We start from the raw sequence: 13,530 nt of genomic DNA, 5'->3' as shown, positions 1-13,530 counted from the left end.
ATATAAACCTAAATATTTGTTAAATTATTTATTCTCTTAATTGCTTATCATTGTTTTGATATAGCCTAATAATATAAAAAGAGCTTGGAATAATTATTGCAGCTCCTAACAATAAGTGATTTTTTGGTATTTCATGAAATATAATATTTCCCAATATAATAGAAAATATTAGCTCTAAATATCTTAATGGAGCTACACTTGAAACTGTTATTATTTTATACGCTTTTAATAAACAAAATAGTATTGCATTACTTCCCGAACCTAATATTAATAACAAAAATAAATCCTCAAAAGTGGGAATCTTCCAATGAAAGATTAATGGAATCATTGATATTATAGTTGTAACTAATGAAGAATAAAAAAGCATGCTTAGCATACTTTCTTTTATTATATACTTTTTATTGATTATATCTAAAGAGGCAAAAAATCCAGCTGCAAATATTAAATAAGTAGAATTTATATTAAACTCAATTCCTTTAGGATTTAAAGTTATAACAACGCCTATTAATCCAATAATAGACAACACCCATAATTTTATTGACACTTTCTCCTTAAGTAAGGTTGCAGCAAGAATTAGCACAAATATTGGCATAGTAAATGTTATAATTGTAGCTACAGCAACATCTGTTACATTAAGTCCATTTATCCAAAGATAAATTGCTAATGTTAGAATAATACCTCTTGATAAATGCACTAATGGCTTTGAACTAGCTATAGATTCTTTACCATAAAATAATATAAATGGTACAAGTGTTATAGTTCCAAAGAAAAATCTAAAAAATACTGTTTCCCATACTGGAAGGTTAAAACTAACATATTTTGCTACCACATCATTTAATGAGCTTATAATTAGACTTATAATAAACCATGCTGCTCCCTTATAATAATTCATAATAATTTTATAATTTGATAAAAAATTTAGTATACTGATTTTCTTCTGAATCGCACTCTATTATTCCACCCATATTAACTAATCCTGAACTATGTACCAACCCTATATCTGCTATACTAGCCCTAGCACTTACATATGCATTAAAAATAGTTGCAACTAAGATAAGTGTTGGAAATGATGATTTTCCTAAAGAATACTCTCTTATGTTATTGATTTTATCAACTTTATAGAAACCTATAATGAAACAAGCTATTACAAATATGCAGCTACTATTATTAAATCAATTGAAGAAACTTATTTTTTACTAACTATTTTTTATCTCATTTTCTAGTTTTAGAAATTGTAAATTTGTATTATCAATAAATTTATAAAGCACCTCTAGCGCCCTTCTTTCTTCATTTCCATTGCCGTGAATTAAAATAATATTACCTTTTTCTATGATATCATCTTCTTTCATTTTAGAGATCCATGCACCCGAACCTAATTGCACTAATCCATACTTTTTTAATTCTGCTAAAAAATTTTCATCCGAAATTAACCCAGGAAATCTAAAAAATATTGAAGGTATCTCTCCATGCTCAATTAAAATTCTTTCTGTATCTAAAATTTCAGATTGAATAATTGTATCGGATAAAAGTAAAAAATTATTCTCCATCGCGATGTCTTTATAATATCGATGTATAAAACTGTGATTTATCCATGTAATAATAAAATTATCTGACTTTAGAGATTGTAACCAAATAAAATCCTCCTGATTTTGCACAACCCATAAACCACTTATTGCTATGGATACATAAACCTTGTTTAACTTATATTTTTCTTTTAGTCTTATAAATAAACTCTTTTCTATTTTATTAACCGAAGGACACATATCTATTGATATAAATACTCCTTCTGATTTATCTATGCTTTTTAGACCTTGATTATCTTTATTATTATTTTCTATGATATTATATTTATTTACAATTTTATAATACCTACTCTCTTCAAATTCCTTGAATTTAAAATATCTACCTTCTTCATCATTTCTCCTTGGATTACAATCTTGAGCTCTTGCTAATCTTGTATTTAAATTGTCTATGTCCACCAACAAAAAATAATCTAATCCTTCTGAATCAAAAGACCTTATAGCAGAATGCATATATCCATTATATAAACATAAAAAAGGAGATATTATTCTATAATTATTTATTTTCTTCATAATTTTTTACCGAATGATTTTTACAGCTCATTTATATCACCATGAAAAATTTGAAATTCAAACATATTATCTATCATTTCGAATATAGATTCTAACATACAACTTGTAAAGAAATCAAAAAAGCCATCTTCTCTTAACAATTGCTCTACACGCTCTGTTACTAAATTTTTATGTACCTCATTAACATATAATCTTAAACCGTAATTAATAGAACTAGTAACAGGGAAAATTAATTTTCCCCAATTTATTTATACTTGGCTTGACAGTAACCACGGAAGCTATTATTACCATATTTACTCAATCGATGAGTGCCATACTAAGTGGAATAAAATATTCTTATAGGAATTAAATATGAATAATACTAGTCATAGTGATGTAGTTGAGAATCAATCTTTTCAAAATTTGGTAAGTGATTGGTTATATTTTGGAGCAAATAATATAGTTAACGCTCCAACTGTACTTTTGGGCCAGCTCCCTGTTTCAATTCTAGCAGATGGCCTTACTGTATTTGTATTCACATATAAATCTCATTTAAGTAATAATCTCCATTTGAATCCCACTAGAAATTTATATATGGGAATGATTACCATTTTAAAAGATGTAGTAGTATATACTGCAGGAGCATGGTTCAGCTACACCTTTAGAGAAATATATAGAGATTATTCTGATTGCACATACTACAAGCTTCTTATTGGATTTATAGGAGGCGTTGGCAAATATGCTATTACAAAGAATTTTGTAGATTTAGCAGGAATTTACCAACATACAGATAAAGATTATTTTTATGATTTAAAAAAGTTACTATATGTAAAAATATTTATTGGAGGAGTAAATAATGCAGCATATGAACTAGCTCTAGTAAAAGAGCAACAGTATAAAGAAAATCTTAAAATATTGCAAAATTACCAACTTTTATACTGGTATATAATTCCCCAATCTATAGAAGTATTGGAAACTTTTCTTAACAATAGTTATATAAACTTTTTCATTTCTGGCAATTTATTCCCAGAAGCTTTGCAAATAGCGAATCCATTTCCTTTGTTAGAAAGTTTTAAAGGTACACACTTTTATACAGGTATATTTGGAATATTTTATTCTAAATACAAGAGTGCTGAGGAGTGCACATTAAGGAGTTTGGAAAAAGGTTTGGTATTCACTTTTACCTTGCCTGAAGAAGAATTATTGATACCCATTTTGTTACTATATACTGGTAGTTGTTATTTTTCCGATTTCCATGATATAAGTATAGAAGTTTTTAATGATAATTCAATGTGCAACCTAGAAACTTTTAAGGACGCTGAGTTAACTGATAATCTGCCAAGTGATAATGACCTTAGTATATAAAATATAGAATGATGGGTAAAGAAACTCAAATTATACGGACTATTAACCCCTTTAATGAAGAAATTATTGCAGAATACACTGAGCATAGTGAAAAACAACTAATCACATTTATCGAGCATCTTAATAAAGGCTATAAATCGTGGAGATCTTGTTCTCTCCAGGAAAGATTAAATTTTCTACCGCTACTCAAACACGCGCTTCTAGAAGAAAAAGAAAATCTTGCTAAATTAATTACCGATGAAATGGGAAAGCCAATTACACAGTCTTTCGCCGAAGTAGAAAAATGTATGTTATTATGCGATTATTACCATGAAAACTCTGCACAGTTCTTAGTTGATATAAATGTTAAAACTAGCTATTCTAAAAGCTATTATCAATACTCACCTTTGGGTATTATTTTAGGTATAATGCCCTGGAACTTCCCTTTGTGGCAGGTAATGAGATTTACTATTCCTAATCTTGTTTTAGGGAACGGCATTTTGTTGAAGCATGCACCCAATACTACAGGTACTTCTCTCGCTATTGAAAAATTAATTTCTAAAATATTTCCTAATAATATTTTTAAAAGTATTATTGTGGATATTCCTATTATTGCTAAAATCTTGAGCCATAATCTAATAGCTGGCGTCTCCATTACTGGCAGTAAAAAAGCTGGTTCTTCTGTTGCAAAGCATGCTGGTGAGAACATCAAAAAATCTGTTCTTGAATTAGGAGGTAATGATCCTTTCATTGTCTTTGACGATGCTGATATAGAAGACGCTGCACATCAATGTATTGAATCAAGACTCCTAAATTCTGGTCAAGTCTGCGTAGCTGCCAAAAGAATTATTCTCTCTCAAAATATTGCTGTTGAATTTGAAGAACTTCTTATTGAATCACTAAAAAAAATCTCACTTGGATCACCTTATTTAAAATCCAATAAAGTAGGACCTCTTGCAAGAACAGATATTAAGCAAAATCTGAAATTACAAGTAAAGCAAGCTATAGCTGCTGGTGCAAAATCTATTTTTGAAAGTAAAGTGCCAAATAATAAAGGATTTTTCTTTCCTATCACTGTTTTAAAAAATATTCTTCCTTCTAATATTGCTTTTCAGCAGGAATTATTCGGACCTGTATTTTGCATTACAGAAGCCTGCAATAACAAAGAAGCTATAGAATTGGCTAATCAATCTGAATATGGCTTATCTGCCTCAATCTTTAGCAAAAACTTAGAACAAGCTGAAAAAATTTGTCAAAATGAACTTGAATTTGGTATGTGCAGTATCAACAAAATGGTAGCTTCTAATCCACAATTGCCTTTTGGAGGCATTAAGTCATCTGGTTTTGGCAGAGAATTAGCTGAATTCGGACTTAAAGAATTTGCTAACATTAAAACTATTCTTATAAATTAAAAGTATATTAAAAAGGCTTTGTTGCATAATCCTAATATTTTTGGCCCTATTTTGTTTTTTAAAGCCTTCTATATACTTTTTGTATTTTAACATTATCGATAAACTATGCTCTTGATGATATAACAGCCTTTCGTTATAATTCATTTTCATCGTAAACGTACGGTAATTCTCTTGCATCAATTCTTTATATAACGCCTTTAGCTTCACTTCTTTCTTCAATTCAAACCGCTCAACTAACAATTTTATTTCTAAGTTGAACTCTATTATATTTTTTATTTGTCACACATGTTTGAAGGAAGCGCACACCTGAATTAATATCATATATCCTTTATTGATTTCACAGCCTTAGTCCATTTTGATTTATTATTACGATTATCACCATGTAGCTTTTGCACTTTTTGCTCTGCCCATTTATGATTGATATCTTGAACTTGTTTAATATAGCTTTTAGTGAAATTTACTATATTAACATCTAGTCTATCTTGCATTAACGCACCTAAGGTTTGCTCCACCCAAATCATAGAATTAACTAGTGCTTTACCGATATCTTCCAAATTATATTTATATTTGGTTTGGTAGCCAGAGATCTCTTTAGCCTCTGCAAATAATTGAAAAAACCTTGCAAATAATTCAGAATTATGTTGGTTAACACTATACCTTGCCACCTGCTTTACCAACACATCGTTTATGGCATTTTTTACAGTTATAATATTATTATCGTTTTGAAAATCATGATTGAGAAATGCAACAAAGTGATTTAAATCTAAATTAAGCTCTTGTTCAATCATATGTGCAATCTCATGAATTATTACATTATATTCTATTTTTTTTATGGTTATTATATAATGCTTGTCTGTCCTAAAATTATTCAATACAGAATCTATAAGTGGCTCCTTAATAGTTCTACAATTACCTTCATCTAGATCAAATTTTGTTTTCTCCTTAATATTGAATTTTAAACTATTTTGCAATGCCTTAGTTGCAACTAAATCTAATAAATTTTTAAATATAGCATACTGATACAGATGCTTAATATGCTCTATAAACCTAATCTTGATCTCATCACACTCAGCTATAGTCTGCTCTTTAATAATGTTAATCACATCCAACTTTGCTAATCTCATTATTTTTTGGTATATAAATTTCTATAAATATTTAATAAAGAGGCAAAAAAACCAAAAACACCAAATAACATGGTAAATGCAGGTAATATTTTAAAATATCGATCAATTAAATAACCGATTGCAGAACCAACTAAAACTCCGGCAAATAGTTCAGTCACAATCATCATAGGCATATTAAATCTTTTGCTTTTACCATATCTATTATGATTTAATTTTTTCTCTAAACTTGTTAATTTTAATCTAAGCTCTTCCTTGTTCACTTAACTATTATCAATAGATTTTGAAAAAGAAATTATAAATTCAGTGTACACTCCAAATTTAGAAACACACTCAATCTTACCATTCATCCTTTCCATTGCTTTTTTACAAAAATGCAATCCTATACCAAACCTTCCATTAGAAAAATCTGCATTAAAAATCTTTGGCAACTCATTTTTTTTAATTCCATTACCATCATCTTTATAATGCAGTTTATTTTTTTCAACCCATATGTATATTTTTGCGTTACTTCCTGCATGAGAAATTGTGTTTTTAATAAGGTTAAATACTACATGCTTAAATAAATGTCTTGATCCTTTAAATTTAAAATCACTACTTTTATCAAAATGAATTCTTAATCTTTGCTCTTCAGTTAAATAGAATTCTTCAAGAGCTATTTCTACACACTTTACAACAGAATACTTTTTAACATCTGAATATTCAGTATTCACATTTTTTGACGCAGTGAGTATTATTTCGATACTTCTCATGCAATGATTTGTTAATTTTATTAATTCCCTAACTCTATCTTTCAAAGCCACTTTGTCGTCATAATCCATTTTTTCTAAAAGTAATTCTGATTTTACCTTTACAATGGATATTGGGCTAAAAACCTCATGAGCTATGGCACTTGCAAATGCTTTAGAAATTTCTATTTGATTTGATGTTAATGTAATTTTATAAATTACAAGCAACACCAAACTAATGCTAAATACACCATTATTAAAAATAGTATATGGCTCTACATATTCCAACATGATATTTTCAGTATTACCCACATAAATACTAGATATAAACAAATATAATGAATATGCTAGTATCCCAGCAACGGCAGACATTACAATAACAAATCTGTTATTTGAATAAATATATAGCATGCCAAATGATAAAATTAATCTTATAATCCACTGGTCACCAAAATGGCTTAAAAAAAACGTATACCATGGAAAAAATGCTATGCAAAATAACAGAATACAGACCTGAAAAACCTTAAGGTATCTTTTCTTTTTTAAAACCAATCTATAAAATAAGTAAAATATACTTATTAATATTGCCATCGAATCTATTACAATAATAGAATCGATAACTAAATCATTCTCTTTTAACTCAAAGATTGTGATCGGAACATTAATCAGCAATATCAAAATGCATAATACAAAATATAATTTTTCATTTTCTTCAATTTTCAGCAACGATTGACTAAAAAAAGATTTTGTTTTTCTTAAAATCCCCATTGAAACAAACTATAATTTGTAAAATTGAACTGTAACACAGTTATGAAGCTTGTATAATAAAATAAACTATATATTTTTAATAAAATAATGTAATACCCTAACATTATTTAATAACAACAGCAATTTGTTTTTCTTTTACTATAAACATGGATAAACTTATCATACAACAACTTATTAATAATTTGGAATTAGAATTTAATAAATTAGATAATTTTTTACTTAAATGCTCAAAAAGCGAAAAGACAAACCTTCTAAATCAAATTGCTTATCATATTATTTCATCTGGCGGGAAAAGAATCAGACCGTTGTTAACCATTGCAACTTGTAAATTATTTCATCCAGATGATAAGATTTTAAATAAGAGCATATATCTTGCTTCTTCAATAGAATTTATTCACACAGCAACATTGCTTCATGATGATGTTGTAGATAGTAGTAACAGTAGGAGAAACAAACCTACTGCTAATTACATCTGGGGAAATAAATCAAGCATTTTAGTTGGTGATTTTTTATTTAGCCAATCTTTTAAACAAATGATTAAAACTGAAAATTTAAAAGTTTTAGAAATACTAGCAAATATTTCTGCAAAAATAGCTGAAGCTGAAGTATGGCAGTTGGAACTCATTGGAAATTTAGATATCAAATTTGATGAATATATAAATCTCATAACAGCAAAGACAGCCAATCTTTTTTCTGCCGCTTGCCTTTGTTCATCAATACTTTCAAATGCTAGTATTGAACAACAAAATGCATTGAGCAATTATGGACTGAATCTAGGTATATTATTTCAAATAACCGACGATATTAGAGATTATTTTTGCAACTCAGATGAGCTAGGCAAAAATCCAGGCAGTGACTTTTTTGAAAATAAAATTACATTACCTATCATTATTATATTAAACATTGCTAACACTAAAGATTTACTGGATATTAAAAATATTTTAACTCATGATAATAAGAATGATATGCACTTTGCCAAATTAATAACATTATTTGATAAATATCAAATTAAGTGTGAGTGCTATAAAGTCTTAAATAGTTTTATACAAAAGGGAAAGGAAGATCTCGATTGTGTACAAGATTCAATATTTAAAACATATTTTGTGAGTCTAATAAATAGCTATGAAAACCTAAAATAAAACCAATCGCTATATTAAATTACTTTCACGATTTCATTTATGTCTCTATCTAAATACAATACTTCATATACATATTTACATATCGGCATTTCAATACCCAAAGATTTTGCAATTTTATATATTGACTTAGCCGTGTAATAGCCTTCTACAACAACTTCGTCCAAATTTAATTTTTGCTTATTCATTGCGATATTAAACCCAAAATTTGTATTTCTAGAAGTGAGGCTATACGAGGTTAATAATAGATCACCTAAACCTGCCAATGAATAAATTGTTGCCCCACTACCTCCTAATGACTTAACCAACTTCTCCAATTCATTAAGAACAAATACAAATAGTGCAGAAATAAAATTTTCTCCCAAATCCAACCCCTTTGCTATTCCTAGTGCAATCGCTATAACATTTTTTACTGCACCACATATTTCAACTCCCATTACATCTGTTGATACCTCAGTCTTAAAGTAGAACGTATCAAATATAACTTTTAACTCTTGTAGTAATGTTTCATTTTTAGAAGCTATTAATGTCTTAGCAAATTTTTGTTGCGCAATTTCCTTTGCAAAATTAGGACCAGATAGTACAGCAATATTTGTATTAGGGAAAAATTTTTCACATATTTGTGATGGAAAATTCAAGGTTTTATTTTCTATGCCTTTAGAGCAAATTACAAGATTCTCTAATTTAGTTTCCATGTTAATATTTTCAAAAAGCTGTTCTAAAGCCTTAACAGGAATTGCAACAATTCCAATACTGATGTATTTAATGCTTTTAAAATTATCAATTGCTATAATATTTTTTGGTAACTCCACGCTCCCTAATTTTGCATAATTAGTATGTTTTTGATTAATTTCACTAATTAACTCTGGATCTCTTAAATATATGAACACTTGCTCAACATTTTGAGAAATAGTTTTTGCCAAAGCCGTTCCCCATGCCCCTCCACCAAAAACTACAACATTGTCTACAATCTTACTCATCAAAAGAAAAATCCTCTATTATAAAATCTACTTTATCTTCATTAAAAAAATTAGGTTGTAGGTTTCCAACCAAACTAATTTTTTTGCCAGTGCTTCTTAGCAAAGCACTACCGTATTTATTACCAGTACCATTAAATAGCACACACTTTATACTTTTGGACGAATCATCGTATATGCCATCTTTAATAACAAGTGTTATATGGTTAACTGCCATTGTCCAAACTTTACAAATTATTGCATCGACAATCATAAATTTTGGCTTTTCATTTCCTTGACCAAATGGTTCTGCAATTTTTAAAGCACTAAGCAAATTACTATTCACACTCCCTACTGAAATTAAAGCATCAATTTTTAAAACTTTAGCTTGTTGATAAATCTCCTGATGATTGTTATTTTTTAATATTCTAGCCAGCAAAAATTGATAAAAACTCTCTATTTTTTCCTCTTCAATACTAAAACCTCCAGCCATTTCATGACCACCACCTTCAATCAAAAGTCCTTTTTCCTTCGCTATTGTAATATTTTTTCCTATATCAATTCCCTTAATCGACCTAGCCGATCCCTTCCCTATTCCATCATTTATTGATATGATCAAAGCTGGCTTTTGATATTTTTCTTTTATCTTGCTAGCTAAAATGCCTAAAACTCCATAATGCCAATCTTCACCATATGCCAGTATAACACTATTTTCCTCAAAATTATTTTTTCTTATATTAGCTAATACCTGTTCTAAAATTATGCTCTCAATACTTTTTCTTTGTTGGTTATATTTTTCCAAACTCCTTGCTGAATCATATGCTTCTTGATAAGAATCTGTTGATAATAGAATAGAGCCTAAATAACCCTTTCCCACTCTTCCACCTGCATTGATTCTTGGTCCCAATATATACCCCAAATGATAAGATTCGGATTTTATATCAATATTGGCACATTCCGCCAGCACTTTTAAACCTAAATTTTGTTTTTTATTTATTAATCTTAATCCATGTTGCACAAAAGCTCTATTAATACCTGTTAGTGGCATCACATCACATACCGTTCCAAGTGCAACAAGGTCTAAATACTCCATTATATTAGGTTCTGTTATATTCTTTTCCTGAAAATAACCTTTTTGTCTTAAAATACTCCTAATTGCGGTAATAACAAAGAAAACAACCCCAACAGCTGCAATGTCTTTAAATTTAAAATCATCATCTAGCCTATTGGGATTAACAATAGCATATGATTCTGGTAAGTTTTCTTGAGCTAGATGGTGATCAATAATAATCACATCTACTCCTCTATCTTGTGCATATTTAATCGGTTCAAATGCTACAGTTCCACAATCAACCGTTATTATTAAATCATTTCCTTTATCTATAAGTTTTTTAAATGCTTCTTTATTAGGTCCGTATCCCTCTTTAAATCTACAGGGTATATATACAGTACTTTCCAAACCAAGAGCATAAAAAAATCTTTTTAGCACTGCAGAAGAAGTAGCTCCATCAACGTCATAATCTGCATATATTACTATTTTTTCTTTCGCTTTTATTGACTCAACAATTCTATTTGCTGCTTTATCCATATCTTTCATTAAAAATGGATTAGGCATCAAATTTTTGATTTTAGGATATAAAAAATTTTGCACCGATTCAGCATCGCTAATGCCTCTATTTAATAATACTTTAGCAATGATGTCGCTTATGCCAAATTTTTGAACAAAATGTAAAACATCTTTTTCACTTTGCTCCTGTAGTTCCCAATGCAAATTTTTATATGAACTTTTCGTACCACAATTCTTTTCGTTATTCATATATTTTATGCATTTACAAAATATTAATTTTCAATAAAAATAGCACATAAAAATTTTTAACCAATAAAAAGAAAAGGATCTTGTTAAAATATAAAATAGTAATTGAGTACGAAGGTACAAATTATCATGGTTGGCAAAATCAAAAAGATTTAAAAACCATTCAAGGGGAAATTGAAAATGCCCTTTCTAAATTAGCTCAAAAAAATATTAATATATATGGAGCTAGTAGAACTGATGCGGGAGTTCATGCATATGGTCAAGTCGCACATTTTCAACTTGAAAAATATTATGAAATTCATAAAATACAAAACGCCATAAATCATTACCTTAAACCAGAAAAAATTTCTATTATCAAAATAGAAAAAGTAGATGAGGAATTTCATGCAAGATTCTCAAATAAAACAAAGCAATATGTGTATAAAATTATAAATAGAAAATCTCCTTTAACTTTATATAAAGATCGTGCTTGGCATGTCATGACACCACTTAATATTGTTAATATGATAAAGGCATCGCAATACTTAACTGGAACTTTTGATTTTACTAGTTTTAGGTCAGCTGGATGCCAATCACATTCACCATTAAAGACGATAAATTCAATAAAATTTGAACAAAATGATAATGAAATTTCTATATCATTTGATGCAAAATCCTTTCTATATAATCAAATCAGAATTATGGCAGGAACGCTAAAAGATTTTGGCACAAAAGAAATTTGCCCCTCTTATATGTCAAAAATTATAAATGGAAAAAATCGAAAACTTGCTGGTGAAACTGCTCCTAGCTGCGGTTTATATTTAAATAAAATATCTTATTAGTAATAATTATCGCCTTATACCTCAACTTCTAAAATTAACCAGAGCGAAAAAGAAGTTTTTCATCCCAATCAAATTTTTCAATTATAGCTCATCATGTTGAGTGGCTTATTTAGTTAATTCCTCAAGTACAATATCACTTGGTAAGTTTGGAGGCCTAGGAAAATTAATCGTTACAGACGAAGTATCCTGTTTACTCATATCGATCGCTATTCCATAAGTTATAAAATCATAAGGCTCAATTAGTGGATGTTTAATGTAAATATTTTCTTTTATCCCATTGAATTTTATTTTTAATTGAACAGCAACATCTTTTAATGCAACTGGGATATCAGGTTTAATTATCTGGTCATCATATTTTAGTTCATAAAAGCTTTCAGTTTTATCTGATTCCTCATACTATATAACATTGACCTATTTATTGTTAAAAGCTCACTTTATCTTCTCACGCTCAGGTGTTAATGTTATGTATCTATCATCCTTCACTTCCTTATAATATCAACTTTGCTGAGGCTTATGGCCTTTTTTATATATTTTAGGATAATTGTTTAAAAGTTATCTCTTACATTTACTTAACACAGATCTCAGTGCTTGATATTTTTAAATTATCTCCGCTATCGTTAAATCTCTTTTTATCATCTCCAATACATCTTTGAATTTAAATTCATTCATGTCACTTTTTTGTTGAGCCATATTTTTTACCAATATTTTTATTGACCTTAAACTCTTATTAATAAAAGAACTTAATTAAAAAATTGCTAAATTCATAACAATATGGTTGATATTATGTTTGTAACTGCTACACTTTTCATTAACATCGAGAAGTGCAAAGTATAATTGTTTTTAATAAGGATTATTAGAAAAGCTGGTACGTATGCAAGAATTAGAATTCACTAAATCCCCAATTACAGCTGATATCGATTTTCTAACTGACAAACTCAATCAAGAAACACCAGAATTCGGGGAAGCTTATTCTTTTGCGTTTTTTATAAGGGATAAAGCGAGTCAAATTATTGCAGGTTGTAATGGAAGTGTCATTTTCGGATGTATCTACACTGACATGCTATGGGTTGATAAAACTCATAGGAAATTAGGTTATGGAAAAAATTTGATGGAAGCAGTTCACGACTATGGTCGCAAATCAGGATGTGAAATGGCAACCGTTGCCACAATGACCTTTCAGGGTGCTAAATCATTTTATGAGAAATTAGGATACTCAGTAGACTTCGAGAGGCATGGCTATACTCAAAATTCTAGCTGCATCTTTTTAAAGCGGAGTTTGTAATATATAAAGCCAATTGTAAAAAAAACAAGCTTCTCATCCAACTTTGCACAATAAAATCCACAATACCTAAAACTTTT

Annotated in this window: 12 protein-coding genes; 5 read left to right on the top strand and 7 right to left on the bottom strand. The window is 28.9% G+C overall.

The genetic code is table 11. The features are described from left to right. Positions 1 to 28 precede the first annotated feature (28 nt). The gene (locus tag N3Z17_RS02840; RefSeq protein ID WP_282472499.1) at positions 29 to 892 is read right to left on the bottom strand and encodes a DMT family transporter; all 864 of its coding nucleotides are present in this window, start codon (positions 890 to 892) and stop codon (positions 29 to 31) included. A gap of 304 nt (positions 893 to 1,196) precedes the next feature. Beyond that, positions 1,197 to 2,093: a polysaccharide deacetylase family protein gene (locus tag N3Z17_RS02835; RefSeq protein WP_282472498.1), complete on the bottom strand. Its 897-nt coding sequence runs from the start codon at positions 2,091 to 2,093 to the stop codon at positions 1,197 to 1,199. Positions 2,094 to 2,444: 351 nt separating this feature from the next. Here N3Z17_RS02835 and N3Z17_RS02830 point away from each other — a divergent pair, with 351 nt between their 5' ends. Both N3Z17_RS02830 and N3Z17_RS02825 read left to right on the top strand, forming a co-directional pair. Then, the gene (locus N3Z17_RS02830; protein ID WP_282472497.1) at positions 2,445 to 3,437 is read left to right on the top strand and encodes a hypothetical protein; all 993 of its coding nucleotides are present in this window, start codon (positions 2,445 to 2,447) and stop codon (positions 3,435 to 3,437) included. Between the two features lie 8 nt (positions 3,438 to 3,445). After that, positions 3,446 to 4,828 carry an aldehyde dehydrogenase family protein gene (locus N3Z17_RS02825; protein ID WP_282472496.1) on the top strand — a complete coding sequence of 461 codons (1,383 nt, stop codon included), beginning with the start codon at positions 3,446 to 3,448 and terminating at the stop codon, positions 4,826 to 4,828. A gap of 317 nt (positions 4,829 to 5,145) precedes the next feature. Here the strand turns inward: N3Z17_RS02825 and N3Z17_RS02820 are convergent, their stop codons facing one another. Genes N3Z17_RS02820 through N3Z17_RS02810 form a run of 3 tightly spaced genes read right to left on the bottom strand, consistent with a single transcriptional unit; the run spans position 5,146 to position 7,445 of the window. Further along, on the bottom strand, positions 5,146 to 5,952 hold the full coding sequence (locus N3Z17_RS02820) for a WD_0702 family putative metalloprotease (protein WP_282472495.1): 807 nt from the start codon (positions 5,950 to 5,952) through the stop codon (positions 5,146 to 5,148). After that, positions 5,952 to 6,212, bottom strand: coding sequence for an AtpZ/AtpI family protein (locus N3Z17_RS02815; RefSeq protein ID WP_282472494.1), 261 nt, complete (start codon positions 6,210 to 6,212; stop codon positions 5,952 to 5,954). The genes N3Z17_RS02820 and N3Z17_RS02815 overlap by 1 nt, the downstream gene beginning before the upstream one ends. Further along, a complete protein-coding gene (locus N3Z17_RS02810) occupies positions 6,213 to 7,445 on the bottom strand; it encodes a sensor histidine kinase (protein WP_282472493.1) in 1,233 nt (410 codons plus the stop codon). 146 nt (positions 7,446 to 7,591) lie between these two features. Here N3Z17_RS02810 and N3Z17_RS02805 point away from each other — a divergent pair, with 146 nt between their 5' ends. Further along, entirely contained in the window at positions 7,592 to 8,584 is a 993-nt protein-coding gene (locus N3Z17_RS02805) for a polyprenyl synthetase family protein (protein WP_282472492.1), read from the top strand. Positions 8,585 to 8,598: 14 nt separating this feature from the next. Here N3Z17_RS02805 and N3Z17_RS02800 read toward each other — a convergent pair whose 3' ends face one another. Then, positions 8,599 to 9,561 carry an NAD(P)H-dependent glycerol-3-phosphate dehydrogenase gene (locus N3Z17_RS02800; protein ID WP_282472491.1) on the bottom strand — a complete coding sequence of 321 codons (963 nt, stop codon included), beginning with the start codon at positions 9,559 to 9,561 and terminating at the stop codon, positions 8,599 to 8,601. After that, complete coding sequence (recJ, locus tag N3Z17_RS02795; protein ID WP_282472490.1) at positions 9,554 to 11,353, bottom strand: single-stranded-DNA-specific exonuclease RecJ; 1,800 nt, start codon at positions 11,351 to 11,353, stop codon at positions 9,554 to 9,556. Before recJ ends, N3Z17_RS02800 begins: the two co-directional genes overlap by 8 nt. Before the next feature lie 80 nt (positions 11,354 to 11,433). Between recJ and truA the strand changes: the two genes are divergently transcribed. Further along, positions 11,434 to 12,171: a tRNA pseudouridine(38-40) synthase TruA gene (gene truA, locus N3Z17_RS02790; RefSeq protein WP_282472489.1), complete on the top strand. Its 738-nt coding sequence runs from the start codon at positions 11,434 to 11,436 to the stop codon at positions 12,169 to 12,171. A gap of 871 nt (positions 12,172 to 13,042) precedes the next feature. Beyond that, positions 13,043 to 13,453, top strand: coding sequence for a GNAT family N-acetyltransferase (locus N3Z17_RS02785; protein WP_282472488.1), 411 nt, complete (start codon positions 13,043 to 13,045; stop codon positions 13,451 to 13,453). The last annotated feature ends 77 nt before the right edge of the window (positions 13,454 to 13,530 follow it).

It is taken from the genome of Candidatus Bandiella numerosa (genome assembly GCF_029981845.1).
Lineage (GTDB): Bacteria > Pseudomonadota > Alphaproteobacteria > Rickettsiales > Midichloriaceae > Aquirickettsia > Aquirickettsia numerosa.
Note: the sequence above shows the minus strand (reverse complement) of the source record. Positions and strands in the feature narration are given on the sequence as shown.

Bases quoted from the DNA above. Each gene is read 5' to 3' on its own strand.
- N3Z17_RS02840 (WP_282472499.1), bottom strand. From the start codon at position 892: ATGAATTATTATAAGGGAGCAGCATGGTTTATTATAAGTCTAATTATA.
- N3Z17_RS02835 (WP_282472498.1), bottom strand. From the start codon at position 2,093: ATGAAGAAAATAAATAATTATAGAATAATATCTCCTTTTTTATGTTTA.
- N3Z17_RS02830 (WP_282472497.1), top strand. From the start codon at position 2,445: ATGAATAATACTAGTCATAGTGATGTAGTTGAGAATCAATCTTTTCAA.
- N3Z17_RS02825 (WP_282472496.1), top strand. From the start codon at position 3,446: ATGATGGGTAAAGAAACTCAAATTATACGGACTATTAACCCCTTTAAT.
- N3Z17_RS02820 (WP_282472495.1), bottom strand. From the start codon at position 5,952: ATGAGATTAGCAAAGTTGGATGTGATTAACATTATTAAAGAGCAGACT.
- N3Z17_RS02810 (WP_282472493.1), bottom strand. From the start codon at position 7,445: ATGGGGATTTTAAGAAAAACAAAATCTTTTTTTAGTCAATCGTTGCTG.
- N3Z17_RS02805 (WP_282472492.1), top strand. From the start codon at position 7,592: ATGGATAAACTTATCATACAACAACTTATTAATAATTTGGAATTAGAA.
- N3Z17_RS02800 (WP_282472491.1), bottom strand. From the start codon at position 9,561: ATGAGTAAGATTGTAGACAATGTTGTAGTTTTTGGTGGAGGGGCATGG.
- recJ (WP_282472490.1), bottom strand. From the start codon at position 11,353: ATGAATAACGAAAAGAATTGTGGTACGAAAAGTTCATATAAAAATTTG.
- N3Z17_RS02785 (WP_282472488.1), top strand. From the start codon at position 13,043: ATGCAAGAATTAGAATTCACTAAATCCCCAATTACAGCTGATATCGAT.